This window comes from Bradyrhizobium sp. 155 (genome assembly GCF_023101105.1).
In the GTDB taxonomy this organism is placed as follows: Bacteria; Pseudomonadota; Alphaproteobacteria; order Rhizobiales; family Xanthobacteraceae; genus Bradyrhizobium; species Bradyrhizobium canariense_D.
The window spans coordinates 942,098-961,247 of sequence record NZ_CP064704.1; the positions used below are offsets into that span (position 1 = coordinate 942,098).

At 64.6% G+C, this 19,150-nt stretch carries 13 protein-coding genes; 3 read left to right on the plus strand and 10 right to left on the minus strand.

The annotated features are described in order from the left end of the window. Nucleotides 1-23 precede the first annotated feature (23 nt). Nucleotides 24-3,473 carry an indolepyruvate ferredoxin oxidoreductase family protein gene (locus tag IVA93_RS04550; RefSeq protein ID WP_018453390.1) on the minus strand — a complete coding sequence of 1,150 codons (3,450 nt, stop codon included), beginning with the start codon at nucleotides 3,471-3,473 and terminating at the stop codon, nucleotides 24-26. Nucleotides 3,474-3,626: 153 nt separating this feature from the next. On the opposite strand from IVA93_RS04550, the gene IVA93_RS04555 reads away from it, so the two are divergent. After that, the gene (locus IVA93_RS04555) at nucleotides 3,627-4,082 is read left to right on the plus strand and encodes an Lrp/AsnC family transcriptional regulator (RefSeq protein ID WP_018453391.1); all 456 of its coding nucleotides are present in this window, start codon (nucleotides 3,627-3,629) and stop codon (nucleotides 4,080-4,082) included. A 103-nt stretch (nucleotides 4,083-4,185) separates the two neighbouring features. Here the strand turns inward: IVA93_RS04555 and IVA93_RS04560 are convergent, their stop codons facing one another. From IVA93_RS04560 to IVA93_RS04575, 4 genes are all read right to left on the minus strand, one after another. Beyond that, nucleotides 4,186-4,971 carry a fumarylacetoacetate hydrolase family protein gene (locus IVA93_RS04560; RefSeq protein ID WP_018453392.1) on the minus strand — a complete coding sequence of 262 codons (786 nt, stop codon included), beginning with the start codon at nucleotides 4,969-4,971 and terminating at the stop codon, nucleotides 4,186-4,188. A gap of 15 nt (nucleotides 4,972-4,986) precedes the next feature. Further along, nucleotides 4,987-6,354, minus strand: coding sequence for an LLM class flavin-dependent oxidoreductase (locus tag IVA93_RS04565; RefSeq protein WP_018453393.1), 1,368 nt, complete (start codon nucleotides 6,352-6,354; stop codon nucleotides 4,987-4,989). A gap of 36 nt (nucleotides 6,355-6,390) precedes the next feature. Continuing rightward, complete coding sequence (locus IVA93_RS04570; RefSeq protein ID WP_018453394.1) at nucleotides 6,391-7,443, minus strand: Ldh family oxidoreductase; 1,053 nt, start codon at nucleotides 7,441-7,443, stop codon at nucleotides 6,391-6,393. Between the two features lie 72 nt (nucleotides 7,444-7,515). Then, nucleotides 7,516-7,692 (minus strand): hypothetical protein, encoded by a 177-nt coding sequence (locus IVA93_RS04575; RefSeq protein ID WP_157642888.1) that lies wholly within the window; start codon nucleotides 7,690-7,692, stop codon nucleotides 7,516-7,518. A gap of 46 nt (nucleotides 7,693-7,738) precedes the next feature. Between IVA93_RS04575 and IVA93_RS04580 the strand changes: the two genes are divergently transcribed. Next, nucleotides 7,739-11,854 carry a sensor domain-containing phosphodiesterase gene (locus tag IVA93_RS04580; protein ID WP_018453395.1) on the plus strand — a complete coding sequence of 1,372 codons (4,116 nt, stop codon included), beginning with the start codon at nucleotides 7,739-7,741 and terminating at the stop codon, nucleotides 11,852-11,854. On the opposite strand, the gene IVA93_RS04585 is transcribed toward IVA93_RS04580, so the two are convergent. The 4 genes from IVA93_RS04585 to IVA93_RS04600 form a co-directional block, all read right to left on the minus strand. Next, nucleotides 11,828-12,169, minus strand: coding sequence for a hypothetical protein (locus IVA93_RS04585; RefSeq protein ID WP_018453396.1), 342 nt, complete (start codon nucleotides 12,167-12,169; stop codon nucleotides 11,828-11,830). The genes IVA93_RS04580 and IVA93_RS04585 overlap by 27 nt on opposite strands. A 283-nt stretch (nucleotides 12,170-12,452) precedes the next feature. After that, the gene (locus IVA93_RS04590) at nucleotides 12,453-13,262 is read right to left on the minus strand and encodes a WecB/TagA/CpsF family glycosyltransferase (RefSeq protein WP_018453397.1); all 810 of its coding nucleotides are present in this window, start codon (nucleotides 13,260-13,262) and stop codon (nucleotides 12,453-12,455) included. Further along, on the minus strand, nucleotides 13,255-15,624 hold the full coding sequence (locus IVA93_RS04595; RefSeq protein ID WP_018453398.1) for an exopolysaccharide transport family protein: 2,370 nt from the start codon (nucleotides 15,622-15,624) through the stop codon (nucleotides 13,255-13,257). The genes IVA93_RS04590 and IVA93_RS04595 overlap by 8 nt, the downstream gene beginning before the upstream one ends. 291 nt (nucleotides 15,625-15,915) lie before the next feature. Then, nucleotides 15,916-16,716, minus strand: a complete 801-nt coding sequence (locus IVA93_RS04600; protein ID WP_018453399.1) for a class I SAM-dependent methyltransferase — start codon at nucleotides 16,714-16,716, stop codon at nucleotides 15,916-15,918. Nucleotides 16,717-17,110: 394 nt separating this feature from the next. Here IVA93_RS04600 and IVA93_RS04605 point away from each other — a divergent pair, with 394 nt between their 5' ends. Then, entirely contained in the window at nucleotides 17,111-18,139 is a 1,029-nt protein-coding gene (locus tag IVA93_RS04605) for a glycosyltransferase family 2 protein (RefSeq protein ID WP_018453400.1), read from the plus strand. Nucleotides 18,140-18,154: 15 nt separating this feature from the next. Here the strand turns inward: IVA93_RS04605 and IVA93_RS04610 are convergent, their stop codons facing one another. Next, nucleotides 18,155-19,141: a glycosyltransferase gene (locus tag IVA93_RS04610; protein ID WP_018453401.1), complete on the minus strand. Its 987-nt coding sequence runs from the start codon at nucleotides 19,139-19,141 to the stop codon at nucleotides 18,155-18,157. Nucleotides 19,142-19,150: the final 9 nt, after the last annotated feature.

Here is a 19,150-nt window from a genome sequence, read left to right on the forward strand (position 1 = left end):
GCTGAAGTCTCGTCGGCGCTCCGTCAACCGTAGGCGCGCATCCTTGCAGGTGATGGCGCATTGAGCTCGGCGAACAGCCGTTCGACCTCGGCCTTCACCTTCCCGATCGCGGCGTCCTTAACCGGCCCGTAGCCCCGGATATCCATCGGCGCTTTTGCAATGGCGACCAGGCTTGGCAGTTGCGCCGCGTCGAGTCCGCCGAGCAGCCGTTTGATGACGCCATCGTACCAGGTGATGAGTTCCCGCTCGGCGCGCCGCTCCGCCGTGTAGCCGAACGGATCGAACGGCGTCCCGCGCAATCCCTTCACCCGCGCCAGCATGGCGAGCGGCATCTGGATCCACTGTCCGAAGGCGTGCTTGCGCGGACGTCCGCGGGCATCGCGCTTCGACGGCAGGAACGGCGGGGCAAGGTGATATTGGATGCTGAAGTCGCCTTCGAATTCGCCTTTCAACTCGTCGAGGAAGCCGGTCTGCATGTGCAGGCGCGCCACCTCGTACTCATCCTTGTAGGCCATCAGCTTGAACAGGGCGTGCGCGACCGCCTGGGTCAATGCCTCGCTATTCAGGCTGGCTTCGGCATGGCGAACACTTGCAACGCGCTCTCGATAGCGCGCTGCGTAGGCATCGTTCTGATAAGCCGTGAGGAAGTCGGCGCGGCGGTCGATCAGCTGGTCGAGCGTCTCGGCCTTCGGCGCTTCGTCCACCTTCGGCAAGAAGTCGGGATCGGCGGCTGCAATCCGGCCCCAGGCGAAAGCCTGCTTGTTGCTTTCGACCCCGACGCCGTTGAGCTCGATCGCGCGCAACAGCGCCGACAGCGAGACCGGCAGCAGCCCGCGCTGCCAGGCAAAGCCCAGCATGACGATATTGGCATAGACGGCATCGCCGAGCAGGCGCTCGGCCAGCGCATTGGCGTTGATGGTGTCGAGATTGCCGTCGCCGATCACCTGGCCGATCGCACGCAGGCGGGCGGGTGAGGCGAGATCGGCGTCACGGAAGCGGACGACGTCGCCGGTCGGCATCTCCGCGGTGTTGACCGCGGCGCGCGTACCTTTTCGATAGGTGCCGGACGCCTTCGGCGAGGAGCTGACGACGAGGTCGCAGCCGATCAGCGCATCGGCCGCGCCCTGGTCGATACGGACCTGGTGCAATGCGTCGGGGGATGCGGCCAACCGGATGTAGCTCAGCACCGGCCCGAATTTCTGCGCAAAGCCGGTAAAATCCAGCACCGAGACACCGTTTCCTTCGAGGTGGGCCGCCATGCCGATCAGCGCGCCGACCGTGATCACGCCGGTGCCGCCGACGCCGGTGACGAGCAGATCATAGGGACGGTCGAGCGTTGCGGGCGCGGGCAGGGGAAGCGTGGCCGCGTGGCCGACCGCGTCGATCCGACTCGCGCCCTTCTTCCGGCGCCTCGCGCCCTCGACGGTGACGAAGCTCGGGCAGAACCCGTTGAGACAGGAAAAGTCCTTGTTGCAGGATGAGAGGTTGATCCGGCGCTTCCGGCCGAACGGCGTCTCCTTGGGCTCGACGCTGAGGCAGTTGGATTCGACCGAGCAGTCGCCGCAGCCTTCGCAGACGAGATCGTTGATATAGGCGAAGCGTTTGGGATCGATCATCTGTCCACGCTTGCGGCGACGCCGTTTCTCTGTCGCGCAGGTCTGCTGATAGATCAGCACCGAGACGCCGGGAATATCGCGCAGCTCGCGCTGCACGCTGTCCATCTTCTCGCGCGGATGGAGGGACACGCCGACCGGAAGATCGCCTGGCGGAAATTGCGCCGGATCGTCCGACACCAGCGCGATGCGCGCAACGCCCTCGGCGCGGACGCTGTGCGCGATAGCGTGGACGCTGATTGGGCCGTCGACGGGTTGGCCGCCGGTCATCGCCACGGCATCGTTGAACAGGATCTTGTAGGTGATGTTGGCCTTGGCGGCGATCGCCTGCCGGATCGCCATCGAACCCGAATGATAATAGGTGCCTTCGCCCAGATTCTGGAACACGTGCTTGTTGCCGGTGAAGCGTGACGAGGCGGCCCAATTCACGCCTTCGCCTCCCATCTGGATCAGGGACGATGTCTCGCGGTCCATCCAGCTGGCCATGAAATGACAGCCGATGCCGGCCAGCGCCTTCGAACCCTCGGGCACTTTCGTCGATGTATTGTGCGGGCAGCCCGAGCAGAAATAGGGCGTACGCGTCGCACCGCTGACGTTGATCGTGCGCGAGGCCTCAGGCATCAAGCCGGCTGCGCGTGCGGCGAGATTGAGGCCTGGGAACATCGGATCGAGACGGCGTGCGAGCACCCCAGCGAGCGCACGCGGTGACAATTCGCCGATCCAGGAGATCAGCCGCGCCCCTTGCTCGTCATGCTTACCGACCATGCGCTCGGGTTTTTCGCCCGGATAATCGTAAAAATATTCCTTGAACTGGCTTTCGATGATGCCGCGCTTCTCCTCGACGACAAGGATCTCGCGCTTGCCCCTCACGAACGCCATCGCGTCATGCAGCGCCAGCGGCCAGACCATGCCGACCTTGTAGATGTCGATGCCGATGCTGCGGCAGTCCGCTTCGTCGAGACCCATCAGCCGCAGCGCTTCCATCAGATCGAGATGGGCCTTGCCCGTGGTGACGATGCCGTAGGTGGCGTCCGGGATGTCGTAGATGTGACGATCGATCGGATTAGCCTTTGCGAAGGCGTAGACCGCGTGCTTCTTCGCCTCCAGCCGCTCCTCGATCTGCGGGCCGGGCAGATCGGGCCAGCGATAGTGCAGGCCGCCGGGTGGCGGCGTGAAGTCTGGCGCGTGGAAGGCCCGCGGTGGGCGCAGCGCGACGGACGCGCCGGATTCCACGATCTCAGAGATCGCCTTGAAGCCGACCCACATGCCGGTGAAGCGGCTCAGCGCGTAGCCATATTCACCGAATTCGAGATATTCGCTGACGCTTGCGGGGTGGAGCGTCGGCATGAACCAGCTCATGAAGGCGACGTCGGACTGGTGCGGCATCGAGGACGAGACGCAGCCATGGTCGTCGCCGGCGACCACCAGAACGCCGCCATGCGGTGAGGAGCCGTAGGCGTTGCCGTGTTTCAGCGCATCGCCGGAGCGATCGACGCCGGGGCCCTTGCCGTACCAGAGAGCGAACACGCCATCGACCTCGCGGTCGGCTTGCGTCTCGACCTGTTGTGAGCCGAGCACGGCGGTCGCGGCAAGATCTTCGTTCACTGCGGGGAGGAATTCGATGCGGTCCCGCTTCAGTCGCTCGTGGATGCGCCACAGCTCGAGGTCGATCCCGCCGAGTGGCGAGCCGCGATAGCCTGAGATGAAGCCCGCCGTGTTCAGCCCCGCGGCACGGTCGCGCCGCACCTGGTCGAGCGCGATGCGGACGATGGCCTGCGTGCCGGTGAGGAAGACGCGGCCCCGTTCGCGATCGTAGCGGTCGGAAAGCTCGTAAGGATCGAGAGACGAAATGGCGGCCATGCGGACCTCCCCACGGCATCCTTGCCGGATGGGAGAAGGGTAAGCCTGGGCAACTGGTAGGTCTTACCTTTCTTTCCGAATGGCGTACCTATTATGGTAGAGTTATCCAAAACGATCTACGGGAAGGTAGATTAATCCATTTTGGTGGTTTCCATGATCGAAGACCAGGACGCGCGGATTCTCGCCTATCTTCAGAAGGACGGCCGCGCCACCAACCAGCAGCTCGCCGACGCAGTCGGCATGTCGACTTCGGCATGCTGGCGCCGGGTGCGCGCGCTGGAGGAGAGCGGTGCCATCCGGGGCTATGCGGCCCTGGTCGCGCGCGAGCAGGCCGGCTTTGCGATGTCCGCGATCCTCCACGTCTCGCTGGAACGGCACGACGCAAAATTCGTCGACGAGTTCGTCGCGCGGGTGACCACGCGGCGTGAGGTGCTGGAGTGCTTTGCGACCACGGGCGATGCCGATTACCATTTGCGTGTCGTCGTGCAGGATATGGCGGCGTACAACAGATTCCTCGACGACTTCATGTTCCGCATTCCCGGCATCCGCTATGTCAGAAGCAACGTGGTGCTGAAGGAGATCAAGACGGGCGTCGCGCTGCCGTTTTGAGCTTGTGCTGAGGAGGCCGCGTAGCGGCCGTCTCGAAGCGCGACGCCACAACCGGGCCTTCATCCTTCGAGACGCTTGCTTCGCAAGCTCCTCAGGATGAGGATCACCGCTCCTCCCGCACGAACCTGTTCCGCAGCGTGCCGATGCCGGTGATGTCGATCTCCACGACGTCGCCGTGCTTGATATCAGGCGAGGCACCATCCGTGCCCATCCAGATCACATCGCCCGGCCATAGCGTAAAATACTTGGTCAGCTCGACTAGGAACGGCACCACGCCAAAGATCATGTCGTTGGTGTGGAAGCGGTTGGTCTCCTTGCCGTTGACCCGGACGATCGTTTCCATCTTGTCGAGGTCGGCCTCGGTCTCGATCCACGGGCCCATCGGCTTGAACGTGTCGGCGTTCTTCGAGCGCCACAGGCTGCGGTCGGCCTTCTGCCAGCTGCGCTCGCTGACGTCGTTGCCGATGGTGTAGCCGAAGACGCAATCCATCGCATTCTGATTGGTGAGATGCTTCACCTTCTTGCCGATGACGACAACGAGTTCGCCTTCGTAGTGGATCTTGTCCGTCGCAAAGGACGGGATCGCGACGTCCTCGTCATGCGCAATCAGCGCGTTTTGCGCGCGATAGCCGATCTCGGGGCGGTCGGGGACAGCAGGCACTTCGCCGCGCTTGTCGGCGGCTTCCTTCAGATGCTTGAGGTAATTCAAGCCGACGCAGTAGAAGGTGCGCGGAATCAGCGGCAGTTCGATCTTGACCTGCGAGAGCTGATACGTGCGCGAGGTGCGTTGCCATTCTCCGAAGGGATCGCCCTCGATCGCGATGACCTGGTCACCCTCGACGATCCCCCAGGACGTCTTGTCCGCAGCGGTGAATTTCAGCCAGCGCATGCCGTGTCTCCGTTGTTATTCCGCGGCATCGCGCGGCTGCACTTTCCAGTCGCCGGCAGCCGGCCGCTTGAGCCCGAGATTTTCCCGCAGCGTCTTGCCGCGATATTCCTTCTGGAACAATCCGCGCCGCTGCAATTCCGGGACGATATGTTGCACGAAATCGGCATAGGAGCCGGGCACATAGGTCGCGGCGATGACAAAACCGTCGCAGCCGCGCTCAACGAACATTTCTTCGAGCTTGTCCGCGATCTCCTTGGGACCGCCGACCATCGCATCCTGGACCTGGCCGCGGCCGGAGAAGGTGACGAAGTCGCGCGCGCTCGGATTGCTTTTGCCGGAGTTCTTGAGCACGCCGTCGCGGATGCCCAGAATGCCCTGCATGCTCTTCAGCTCTGCAGTCGTCAGCGGCTCGTCGAGATCCTTGGAGGCGAAATCGTAGTTGAGCGCTTCGGCCAGCAGCGACAGCGCGTCGATCTGCAGCGGCAGCTTGTTGATCAGCGCCATCTTGTCTTCGGCCTCGGCTTTGGTCGCGGCGCAAACCGGTGTCGTCAGGTTGCAGAGGAACATCGCCTCCGGATCGCGGCCGGCTTTCGCGGCCTCGTTACGCACCGACGCATAGCCTTCCTTGGCGGCGGCGAGATTGCGTGCAGCGGTGAAGATCACCTCACCCCATCGTCCTGCAAAGCGCTGGCCGCGGCCGGACGCGCCGGCCTGGATGATCACGGGATGGCCCTGGTCGGAGCGGGGCACCGTGAAGGGACCGCGGGACTTGTAGAATGGGCCCTTGTGATCGAGCCGCTTCACCTTGGCCGGATCGGCAAAGCGGCCGCTCGTCTTGTCCATGATGAGCGCGCCGTCTTCCCAGGTGTCCCAATGGCCGAGAACGATCTCCATGAATTCGTCGGCGCGGTCATAGCGGGCGTCGTGCTCGGGATGAGAATCCCGGCCCATGTTGAAGGCCTCGCCGTCATTGAGCGAGGTCACGACGTTCCATCCGGCGCGTCCGCCCGACATCAGGTCGAGCGTTGCGAAGCGGCGGGCGATGTCGAAGGGCTCGAAATAAGTCGTCGAGCCGGTCGCACCCAACCCGAGCTTCTCCGTCACCATGCCCATCGTCGTCAGCACGATCAGCGGATCCATCTTCACGCAGCGGATGCCGTATTCGACGGTGTGGGCGTGATCGTTGCCGTAGCGGTCCGGCATCGCCAGCCGGTCGTCGAAGAAGGCCATGTGGAACTTGCCGGCTTCGAGGATTTTGGCGATCTCCTGATAATAGTCCGCCGACATCGAATCGTCGCGCGAGTCCGGATGTCGCCACGAGCTCGGCAAATTCGTGCAGTTCTGGGCCTGAAGGAAGCCGACCAGTACCATCTGCCGCGTCATGCTGCTGTTCTCCGAATTGCGTCAGGCCGAAATCCGTCAGGCCAGGTCGAGGACCGTGTCGAGCCTGTACTCGCGCGCCAGCGCGCGCAGTTTTTCCCAGGTCGCATCCTCGATCTCGATGCCGTCGCGCAGGCGCTGCTGCTCACGCAAGCCCTCGATCTCACCGGGATAGAACACGCCCTTGCTGCCCTCGGAGGGCGGGGTCGATTTGAGATAGTGTGCGAACTCGGCGACCTCGCGCTTGAAATCCTGCAGCGGGCGAAACGCGGCGACGTTGAACACGGCCATGAAGCAGCCGTCATTGTGCCGGCCCGTGGGCTCGACGCCGAAACCGAGGCCGGTGAGCAGGCCGCACAGGACCTCGACCATTGCGGCGAGGCCGCTGCCCTTGTAGCCCTCGGTGCCGCCGAGCGGCAGCAGCGCGCCGCCCTTGCGATACTGGGTTGGATCGGTAGTGTGCCGTCCCTCGGCATCGATGATCCACCCCGGCGGGATTTCCTCGCCGCGGGCGACCGCGAGCTGGATCTTGCCGGCCGCGACCGCAGAGGTCGCCATGTCCAGGTAGAACGGCGCATCGAGGTCGGACGGCACCGCGATCGAGATCGGATTGGTGCCGAGCCGTGCCTCCTTGCCGCCGAATGGCGCCACATGCTTCGGCGAACGGCCGGAATCCGCCGTTGCGATCCCGATCATGCCTTCGCGCATTGCCATCAGCGGATAGGCGGCGAGGCGGCCGACATGGCTTTGCCGGAACACGGTGCAGGCGGCGACATTCGCCGTCTTCGCTTTCTCGATCGTCAGCGCCATCGCCTTGGCGTTGACGTGGAAGCCAAAACCCCACTGGCCGTCGATCACGGTCGTCGTCGGCGATTCCTGCACGATGGTCCATCTGGCGCCGGGCACGATGTGGCCGGCCTTGATCCGGTCAACATAGGTGGGAATGGCGATCACGCCGTGGGAATCGTGGCCGGCGAGATTGGCGTTGACGCAGCCGTTTGCGACCGCGTCGGCCTCTTCCTCGGAAGCCCCGGCAACCCGAAGCAGCGCTGCGCTGATGCGCGTGAGGCGGTCGGCATGGACGATCGGCATGGCGCTTCCCCGGCATGGTGCCCTTAACAGGCTGCTTGTTGGGCGCCATGGTCTCAAAGCGCGGCTGCGATATCAATCTCCTGTAAACCAATACAGGGCTGCAAATTCGCAGCGAGCAGGGCCGTCGGGCGAAGATTCGTCCCGCGCGGTGGCATTTTCGACAGATTGGCGCAGGTCGTTCGCAGCTCGTTCACTTTGATCGATGGTTTGCAGCGCGCAATAACGACCACTTAGGCGATCGCCGGTCATAACGTCATCCGGGAAAAAAAGGCAGAAATGCCCGGGAGCTGAGATCGTGCCGACGACACTCGCGCGCACCTTTGCGGCGTTGAGCGCCATCAACGAAGCGATCCTCTACGCGAAATCGCCGGATGAGCTGTACCAGAAGGTCTGCGACGCCGGGTTTGCGAGTGGAGACTTCATGGCCGTGGCCGTGTTCCTTGTGGAGCCGGATGGCCATAAGCTTCGCTTTGCCGCTGGTCGCGGCGATGACGTGGCGCGGCTGAGCGCGATCGAGATCACCACGCAGGCTGGCACGCCGGAAGGCTTGGGCGTGGGCGGCGAGGCGTTCCGCAGCCAGAAGCTCTGCATCAGCAACGATTTCCTGAACGATCCGCGTTCGCTGGCATGGCGCAACGGCGCGGTGGCGGCGGGTGTCGGCGCGGCCGCGGCGCTACCCCTGGTCTGCATGGGACGCAGTATTGGGGTGTTGTATGTTACGCGGTCGGGCGCCGGCTCGCTCGACGAGGCGATGGTCTCGTTGTTCGAGCGGATGTCGGCCAATATCTCTCACGCGCTGGAGAGCTTCGCGACCGAGGGAGCCCGCCTGGATGGCGAGCGGGCAGTGCGGCGGCTCAACCGCATGTTCGGCGCGCTCAGTGCGACGAACGAAGCAATTCTGCAAGCCAGCACTGAGCTGGACTTGTACCAGCGGGTCTGCGACGCCGCTGTTTATAGCGGCAAATCGCTTGCCACTTTCGTTCTGCTGCACGAGCCGGATTCCGAATGGCTGACGCCGGTGGCAGCGACCGGACATAATCTGGATCTGATCAGACAGTCGCGCTACTCGATTGATCCGGAGAGTCCCTACGGCAAGGGCATCTCCGGCGAGGTGTTCCGGACCCAGCAAGCGATCGTCGAGGACGACCTCGTCAATCGCACCAAGGGGACCACCTGGGAGCAGGCCAACGTCAATGCCGGCGCCGTCGCCTGCGTGGCTGCTCCCTTGATCAAGCGTGGCACCAGCATCGGCGTGCTGTTTTTCTTCGTGAGCAAAGCCTGGGCGAAAGACGAAGGCATCGTCGCATTGTTGCTGCGCATGACCGAAAACGTGTGCTTTGCGCTCGAGAACTTCGACCGCGACAAGGAGAAGGCCCAGATCGCCTTGGAGGAGGATCGGCTGGCGCGTATGTACGCAGCGCTAAGCGCGACGAACGAAGCCATTCTGCGGGCAAGGTCGCGCAGCGAACTGTTGGATCTGGTTTGCGAAGCCACGGTGCACGGCGCCAAGTTCGCCTCGACCTCCATTGCATTGCTTGACCGCGATGCGGGACTGCTTCGTGTTGTTGCGTCCTTCGGACCGAACGCCGAGGAAGTGCGATCCTTCAGGCTGTCGGTCAGCGACAAGGAGCCGGAAGGACGAGGGCTGACCGGCACCGCGTTCCGGACGCGGCGGCCCTGTATCAGCAACGACGTCCTGGCAGACGCCCGCCTCAAGCCTTGGCACGCCAGCGCGCGTCGCAATGGCATTAGGTCCTCAACCGCGATGCCGCTATTCAACGGCGACAGCGTCGAAGGCGTATTCCTGTTCAATTCGCCCGAGTGCGGCACTTTCACGGACGAATTCGTCGAGCTATTGCGCAAGCTCCAGGCCAATGTCGCCTTCGCGTTGGAGAACTTCGACCGTGCCGACGAGAAGGCGAAGGCCGACAGGCAGCGTGACAGGTTGAGCGGCATGTTCGAGGCGCTGAGCGCGACGAACGAGGCAATCATGCGCGCCAAGACGCGCGAGGAGCTGTTCGAAGGGGCGTGCCAGGCAGCCGTGCTCGGCGGCGTATTCGCCTCGGCGACAATCGGCATTATGGACGACCAGCGTGAACTCGTTCGCGTGGTCGCCGTGAAGGGGCGCCTCCAGGAGCGGATGGTGGGACGCACCTGCTTTGTTTCCGCCGACCATCCTGAGGGTCGCGGAATCATAGGGATGTCGCTGCGGACCCGCGGGCCCAGCGTCATCAACGACTATCTCCACGACCTCCGAGCGGCGCATTGGCACTCTAAGGCGATCGAAGATGGAACGCGAGCGGCTGCCAGCTTCCCGCTGCTGCGCGCCGGCCAGGAGCCGATCGGCATTCTGCTTTTCCTCGCGCCGGAAGAGAATACGTTCACACCCGATATGGTCGAGTTGCTCGGGCGCCTCGCCGAGAACGTGTCATTTGCACTCGATAATTTCGATCGCGCCGAGGAAAAGGCCCGCAACGAGGCGCGGACGGAGCGTTTGGCTCGCATGTTCGCGGCGCTGAGCGCGACCAACGAGGCGATCATGCGGGCGAAGTCGCGCGCCGAACTGTTCGACCTCGTCTGTCTCGCCGCATCGAACGGCGCCAAGTTCACCTCGACCACCATTGCGCTGGCGAGGGTCGATAGCGATCAGCTGGAGATCGTGTCGAGCGCCGGACCGTCGTCTGACACCACGCGCAATGTCCGCCTATCAATCGACCCCGAGCGCCCCGAGGGGCGCGGAATGAGCGGCACGGCGTTCCGCACCCGCCAGCCCTGCATCAGCAACGACTATCTCAATGACGATCGCGTTCGCGCCTTTCATTCCATTGTCCGCAACGACGGCGCGCGGTCGGGCGCGGCTTTTCCCCTCGTCGCACACGATCGGGCCGTCGGCGTCATGATCTACATGTCGACCGAGCCCGGCACCTTCACGGCCGAGTTCGTCGAGCTGTTGCAGCGCCTCGCCGACAACGTCTCCTTCGCGATGGAGAATTTCGACCGGGCCGACGAGAAAAACCAGGCCGACGAGCGAATCGAATACCTCGCTTCGCACGACAGCCTGACCGACCTGCCGAACCGCGAGACCTTCAACGGGTTGCTGCATGAGGCGATCGACGAGGCGCAGCGCCACGATCAGCGCTTTGCGGTGCTGTTCATCGACCTCGATCGTTTCAAGGTCATCAATGATTCGCTGGGCCACGAGGCCGGCGACCTGCTCCTGCTCGAAGTGGCCAACCGGCTGCGTGGTGCCCTGCGCGCAAGCGACGTGGTGGCGCGGCTCGGCGGCGACGAGTTCGTAGTGATCCTCGATCAATGCGGCGAGGTCGACGACGTCCAGCGCATCGCGACCGGGCTGCTGACGGCGCTTGCCGAGCCCATGGAGCTAGCGGGGCACGAGTGCCACACCACGGCCTCGATCGGCATCGCGATGTATCCGACCAACGGCTCCGACGTTCAGATGCTAACAAAGAACGCCGACATGGCGATGTATCTCGCCAAGGAAGATGGCAAGAACGGCTATCGCTTCTTCTCCAAGGAAGTGAAGACGCAGTCGATCGAGCGGCTGTCGTTGGAGAGTGCGCTGCGCCGGGCGCTGGAGCGGAATCAGTTCACTTTGAACTACCAGCCCAAGGTGGACATGGAGACCGGCCAGATCACCGGCGTGGAAGCCCTGCTGCGCTGGAGGCATCCCGATCTCGGCAGCATCTCGCCGGCGCAGTTCATTCCGCTTGCGGAGGAGACCGGATTGATCGTGCCGATCGGCCGCTGGGTGGTGAAGGAGGCCTGCGCGCAAGCCATGGCCTGGCAGCGCCGCGGCCTTTTGCCGGTATCGATGGCGGTCAACCTGTCGCCGCGCCAGTTTGTCGACGAGCATCTCTTGCAGGACGTCGACGAGGCGCTCGCCGCAAGTGGAATGTCGCCGGTGCTGCTCCAGCTCGAAGTCACCGAGAGCATGATGATGCGCAACGTCGGGCGCGCGCTCAAGGTGCTCGACGCCATCCAGAGTCGCGGCATCCGTCTCGCCATCGACGATTTCGGCACCGGCTATTCGTCGATGTCTCTGATGAAGCATTTCCCGATCGACACCATCAAGATCGACCGCTCCTTCGTGCGCGACCTGCCGCAGGATTTGGAAGACCAGGCGATCGCGCAGGCGATCATCAGCATGGGCAAGGCGCTCGGCATGACCGTGGTGGCGGAAGGCGTCGAGAATGCCGAACAGGAGGCATTCCTGCGCGCCCATGGCTGCGACGAGATGCAGGGCTTCCTGATCTCCAAGCCGCTGCCGGCGCGGCAGATGGCCGAGCTGCTGCAGCCCATGGAGCTGCCCTACGCGCCGCCGCTCCAGCCGGAGCCGGACCATGCCGCCACCGCGGCCGCGGCGCTACGGTTGAAAAGCGCTGTCGTCTGACGGCTGCGGGTGCAGCTCGCGGGCGTCGTCTTCCTTGATTTCCGCCTTGCGCGGAAAATCATCCGGCCAGGTCGGCGAGGTTTGCTTGGCGAACAGGGCGAGCAGGGCGTGCGCGCCTTCGGCAAAGCTCGAGTCGTGGCTCAGACCGAGTTCAGAACACCACGCGTGTGGCATCGGCTCGTGCGCGTCGAGCACCGCCATTGCCGGACCCCACCACCAGGCCGGCGCTGGCGATCGTTCGCCCTCCGGTACGGCCTGCCAGAGGACGAGCTCGTCCATCATGCGCTCGAATTGCAGGTTTGCGGCCTGATGCATTCGTTCCGTGCTCCCTTGGGTCGCGCCTGAAAGCAGGCCGATGCGCGGACTCGATCGTGGCCTTCGCTGTGAAAAGCTGGCTCGCGCAATTGGCTGAGCCGATTGTGCCGCTTGTGTCGGCGGCCATACAAAACACGCGGCGGCCGGGAAAGTTGCCGACACCGACTGTGACAGTCTCTTTAGCCGCTTATGAGCCCGGCCCGCAAGGCGCAATACCGGCGCCGCTGGCGTTGAAATAGCGCAGGCGGGGCTGGCAACCGGCGGCGATCATGTCGTCGTCTACTCAGCGATTATTAAAGGGCCGATGGCGGCTGAACAGCAGATAGATTGCGCGTGGGTTGGTGGTTAAATAGCGCCAGAACAGGCGGCGGGGCTCGAGCAAGGTGCGCCAAGCCCATTCCAGCCCGATCTTCTGCATCCATCGCGGCGCGCGGGCGCGGCTTCCCGACAAGAAGTTGAACAGGCCGCCGGATGTCTTGATGACGCCGACATTGGTGAGATGCGGGGTGAATTCCTCGACGAACGCCTGCTCGTTTGGCACGCCCAGCGCAACCCAGAGATAATCCGGCGCAAGCGCGTTGATCTCGTCGACCTTCGCGCGCAGCGCGTCGCCACGGAGATAACCGTGGCTGTAGCCAACGATCTTGAGGTTTGGATACATCTTTCGGACGTTCTCGACCGCAAGGGCGTTCTCGTCCTCGCTGGCGCCGAACATGTAGAAGGTGCGGCCGACCGCTTCAGCCTTGCGCGCGACGACGTGAAACAGGTCCGTCGTGGCGACCCGCTCGGGCAACGGAAACCAGGATTGTAGCCTGGACGCCGCCACCAGCGGCTGGCCATCGGCGTTGATCAGGTCAGCGCTGCGGAACAGGCGCTCGGTCTCGGGTTCGGTCGAGCACCGCGCCAGCACCTCGCCATTGGCCGAGGTCAGGTGCAGCGGACGGCCGATGCGATGGCGCGGATCGGTCGCCTCGATCATGAAATTTGCGGTCGCTTCCAGATCGAGTGCGGCCATGCGAAGGCCGCCGATGGTGATCCGCGGCACGTCGGCGGTTGCGGCCCGGCCATCGAGATTGATGCGGCGCTCAAGCATATTGTCTGCCTCGTTGGCGAGCTTGGGCCATAGGGGTGAGTTCGTCGAGCACGACGCCGACGAGCTTGCGCTCCGCGCGGCCGAGTGTGCTCAAGATCTCCTCCAGGCCGTCGTTGATGTCGAGGCTGGTCGGCAGCACCGCCACCAGCGCGTCGGCATCATCGAGCAGCTTACGGCTGCCGGCCGTGAGTGGCGCCGCGGGGCCGTCAAGGATCACAAGGTCATAGCCGCCGGCGGAGCGCGCCTGCTCGATGGCCTTGCGGATGGCGTCAGTGGCCTTGCCGGCGTCGCGTTCGGCGGCCGGCAATATCGAGATGCCGTTGAGTGTCTTGATCTCGCGCGCGGCCTTGCTGCCGATCGAAAGCCATCCGACCTTGCTGGGCTCGCTCTTGACGGGACGGCTGACCTTGTTCGAGAGCGGGTGCGCCTGATGGTCGGCATCGATCATCAGGACCCGGGCGCCGTCGCGCGCGGCCGCGAGCGCGAAATTCAGCGCGGTCACGCTGCGCCCGGTGGTCTCACCGGCACCGACGAGCGCGATGACCGGCATTGTCTTTCCGCCGGCGCGCCGGGCCGCCGTAGCGCGCATGTCGCGCCAGGCGTTGAGCAGCGTCGTCAGTGGAAAGCAGGGGCGCAGCGTTGGCCAGCCGAGCCGGGTGAGGTCGATGCCGCCGCCGGTGGCGAGAATGGCACCGAGCGTGTGGATGACGTCGGCCTCCTGGAGGCGCGCGATCAGCGGCTTTTCGATCAGGGGCTTCTCGACCATCGAAGGTTGCAGCGGCGGGGCGGCGAGTTCCGGCAGTGCCTCCGCGACTTCCGGGGCTCGCGAGACCGGCTGGGACCGGGCAGTCTCCGGCGCCCGCGAAGGCTCTGGAGCTCGCGGAGCTTGCGGCAACGGAGTGCGATTGGGACGGGCCGGCGCCGGTGCGAACGCACCGGCCACCAGCAGCTCTGCCGCGACGAACCAGCTCGATGCAGCGATTGCGCCGAAGATGAAGCCGATCATGGCGAACAGGCTCATCGCCGGCGGGAACGAGCGCCGCTGCGGCACCGTCGCTTCGCCGATGATTCGGGCCGCCGAGGTGTTCAGCGTCTCCTGCTCCTCGGTCTCGCGCGAGCGCTTGAGGAAGGATTGATAGACGTCACGGCTGGCATCGGCTTCGCGCTCGAGTTCGCGCAGGCGCACGGCGGCCTGGCTGAGCTGGACGCTCTGCCGCTTCTGCGCCTCCAGCGCCCGGCTGAGCGAGGCTTCAAAGTCGCGGGCGCGCGTCAAATCGTTCTTGGCGGACTGGGCGAAGCGGTCGATCTCTTCGTTGATGGTGCGCTTGAGATCCTCGACCTGCTTTTCGGTCTGGCGCAGCGCTGGATGACGCGGGCCGAGTTCGCCGGCCTGCTCCGCATATTTCTTGCGCGCGTCGGCATATTGCGCGCGCAGGTTGGCGATGGTTGGCGATTGCAGCGCCTCGGAGTTCGCGCCTGCATCTGCCGTCGTGCGCCGGCTCGCCTCGATCTGGTCGAGGCGCGCCTGCGCGTCCATCGTCGCGGCGCGGGCGGCGGAAAGCCGCTGGTTGCTGGCGGAAAGCTGCTGGTCGCTGATCAGCGCGTCCTGGGTGCCGACGAAATTGTTCTGGGCCTTGTAGGTCGCGAGCACGGTCTCGGCGTTGCGCAGCCGCTCGCGCAGTTCCTTCAGGCGGCCGGAGAGATCGTTGGTGGCGCGCCGCGCGGCTGACGCCTGCGAGTTGCGGGACTCCGCGAGGTAGGCGCTGGTCAGCGTGTTGGCGAGCATTGCCGCTTTCGCCGGATCGGTCGACCAGACTTCGATATCGACGATGAAGCTCTTCTCGGTCTTGCGGATCGTGATGTGCCGGTTCAGCGCCTCGAGGGCGGCGAGCTGCACTTCCTTTTTCTCCGCGGCGGAGGGCGCGTGGGGCTGAAGGCCGATCAGGCCGAGCAGCGACGACATCACGCCTTTGCCGTCGGCGCCGCCGCCGAATTCGGGATCCTTGTCCAGATCAGCCTGCTGGATCACCTGGAGCAGCACGCTGTTGGAGGTGATCAGGCGCGCCTGGCTCTCGACCACCATCGACATGCCGGAGACGTCCTGCGCGCGGGGCGTTAGCTCGCGGTCGACGAGCTGAAGCTCGCGCGGGTCGACATAGAGCTGGGCGGTGGCGGTGTAGCGGGGCGTCAGGCTCTTGCCCACGGTGACGGCAAGCGTCGCACCGAGCAGCGCGGCAACGGCAATCGCGATCTTCCGCCGCCAGAGCAGATTGACCAGCTCCAGCACGTTGAAGCCGGCCTGAGGCCGGTGCTGCGGGGCCTCCGGTCTGGCCCGATCTATCGGCTGGTTATAGTCAAGCATGATCCCCAGCTTTCATTCCAAGTGCCGCGAGCTGAGGGGGTACTCTTCGCTCTACGCCACGCACCTCAGATATAGGTGCCCACTCAACGCAACAGGGAAAATTAACCATACTCATTGAGGGACTATTCACCGAAATGGCAAACAAAGCGTTTAAGCGCGTGCCTCTCTTCGACGCGTCGTCGTGACGCGTGCGATGGCGCGGTCCTTCAGAGATTAACGGTTCGTTACCCCGTGCGGCGTGGCCGCGAGGCTTCGCTGGTCTTGCGATCGGCCGCGCGCGCACCATGGCCGTCAGCTTTTCCGCAGGATGACGTGATAATCGCCGCGGCGGACGTCGGTCCCGCGCGGGAGCACGGCGTTGAGAACGGCGGCGCCGGCGTCGACCAGGGCTGCGAACAGCGGCTTGCGCCGGCGCATCTCGGGATAGCGCGGGCTCTCGACCTCACGGCGGTAGATCATCTCGAGGCCACTGGCGGCGGCGAACGCTTCGAGCCTCGGCAGCGACACCAGGGGATGGAAGAAGGTCGGGAACGGCGGCTCGCCCGGCAGGCCGGCATCCTTGATGCCTCGAATGTGCCGGTAGAACCAGACGTGGAACCAGTGCGGCGAGTATTTGGTGACGACCCCGGACAATGAGCGCGGATTGGGCGCGCCGATCAGAATCATCCCGCCGCGCTTGAGCGCATCGCGGAAATTCAAGAGTGCGGCGTCGACCTTGGGAAGATGTTCGATCACGTTGTAGCAGATCACCAGATCGAAGGTCTCGCGCCCGAAGCGGTAGGTCTGGACGTCGCCGAGGATCGCTTCGTCCGCGTAGCTGTTGTTGCGAACCTGGTCCTCGTCGATGTCGACGACGGTGACCTTGCTGCGGTTCAGCAATTCCGGTGGCAGGACGCTGCACGAGCCGCCTCCGGCTTCGTAGGTGGCGAGCTGGCCCCGTGGCAGTTCGCGGCGCAGTACGTCGTGAACGGCGAGCAGGCTGTCGCGGGCTTCACCGGGGACGAGATCGTGCAGCGCCTGAGTGTGTGCAATGGCCGCGGGAATTTGGACCGCCGTGGTTGTCGCGAAATCGATCGTGGCTGGCTTGTTCATTTTTTTCGGACCGCGCTTGTTCGACTTAAATTTACAGGAAAAATCTCGTGTGCCCGTAGAGCAAATCCGATGCCGCGACGCTTCACCCGCCGCGGTGCTTACGATGGGGTTAATGAGCATGTGCGTTAACTACGGCATCCTCCGCGCCAGCCGCCGTCGGCACGGTGGACCGCGAATTGCAGTATCACGCGTGCAAGGTTTCGCGGCAGAAACACCCGAAAGCGGTTAAGTGCATGGATGGCGGAACATCGGCGGCCTTGGCGCCGTCGTCAGGCTCAAACCGGCCGTTCATTTTGGGACGCATCCGTCCCGGGGCGATGTGCCGTCGCGGGACGGCGCTGATCCCGGGATCGAAGCAGGGCTTTTTCAATCTATCTCGGACATCTAGAACGTCATGACATTGATCCCGACAGACCTGTCCGCCACGCGTATCTCGCATGCCGTGCGCGATCCCAACCGGGAGATCGCGGCCAGCTCCCGGATCATCGACCTGTCGGTTGGTATCGTCGTCTGCATCCCCTGCTTCCGCCGCCCGCAGCATCTGCGGTTGACACTGGACTCGCTCGCCAGCCAGCGCACCCCGCGCTCTTTCGCCGTCGTCATGGCCGAGAACGATGCGGTCCGGCGCGAAAGCGCGCCGGTGGCCGCGGAGTATCTCGCCGATGGCAGACTTCAGGGTGTCTGCCTGGTCGAGAAACGGCAAGGCAACGTCCAGGCGATCAACGCCGCCTTCGAGACGGCGCTGGCGCTGTTTCCCGCCGCGACCCGGTTCCTGATGATCGACGACGACGAGATTGCCTCGCCCGATTGGCTCGAGCTGATGGTCCGCACCGCGGAGGCGACCGGCGCCGATGTGGTCGGCGGGCCGGTGCTGCCGGTCTTCGAGGACCACCGCATGCCCTGGCTTTCGCGCCACCCCGTTTTCTGTCCCGCCTATGATTACAGCGGCGCTGTGCCCTTGATCTACGGCTGCGGCAATTGCCTGATCACGCGTGCGGCGTTCGAGAGCTTTGCCCGTCCCGCCTTCGACCCGCGCTTCAACTTCCTCGGGGGCGGCGACTGCGATTTCTTCGTGCGCTGCCGCGACGCCGGCATGACCTTCCACTGGACGGCGGAAGCAGTCATCACCGAGACCGTGCCGCAAAGCCGCACCAGTTTCGGCTGGATCGTGAAGCGAGGCCTGCGCATCGGCGCGATCAATTATCGTGTGCAGTCCAAGGCCGCGCAGGGCGCTGCGGCGCGAGTGTGGGTGTTTGCGCAGATGCTCGGGAGGTTGCCGCTGTCGCTGTTGCGCGCGGCCGCTCTGCTGAAATCGTCGAAAGCCGTCGTCGCGATGCATCCCGTGATGGTCGCGCTCGGCTCGGCGCTCGCCGCGTTCGGCATCGAGCCGAAGCCCTATGAGGCCTCGAAGATCGTGTCCTGACGCCGAGGCGGCGGGCTAAATACCGAAGCAGGCGAGGGCGACCCTGACCGCGGAACGCGGCAGCGATTTGAGCGAGCGGCGCCCGACTATCCCGAGATAGGCGAAGGCCTGGCGATATCTACCGAAGCGGACCGCTTGCATTGCCGAATACGTGACGAGATGAACCTCGGCGGCCTGGCGCAGCCCGGCCGCCATGCCCGCGGGCAATCGCGCCATGATCAGCCCGTCGTCGAACACCCGCGCGATCGCCGGAAAGAAATCCTGTGGCGTCCGCACCGCCGCGTTCATGGTGTTGGCCGTGTGAAGGCGGTAGTCGAGCAGAAGGTTCGGCGCAAATTCGAATTCGCCGATCGCGGCAAGGCGGCACCAGCAGTGCCAGTCCTCGCAATATCTGAGCGAGACGTCGAACCCGCCGATGGCGCGGAAGGCCTCTGCACGTGCGAGCGCAATGCCGCCATTGACGATGAAGTTGCCGGCGGCGAGCCGCGCCAGCACGTCGCCGGACGGTTTGCGGCGGCCCTTGAGCAGATCCCGACGGCCGATCTGCCGTCCCTCGCTGTCGATCGTATTGTAGTCGCCGTAGACCAGAACCGCTCGCGGCGCGCCACGCGCAGCCGCCAGCAGCGCCGCGACCGCGCCGGGCCGCAGGCGATCGTCGGCATCGAGGAAGAGCAGCCATTGGCCGTTCGCATGCTGCGCGCCGAGATTGCGCGCTGCCGATACGCCGGCGGCGCCGTTGGTCATCAGGCGCAGTCGAGGGTCACGAATGGCGCGGACGATGGCGGGGGTATCGTCGGTCGAGCCGTCGTCCACGACGATCACTTCGGTGACCTCGGTTTGTGCCAGTGCGCTGGCGAGGGTTTCGCCGACATAAGCCGCAACATTCTTGGCCGGAATGACGACGGACACCGACGTGGTTGAGCCGACCTGCAGCGGGACGCGCGCCGCTGGAACGACGCGCGATGTGGCAGGCAATTCGAGAATGTCTTCCGCGGTGATCAAGATACGGCT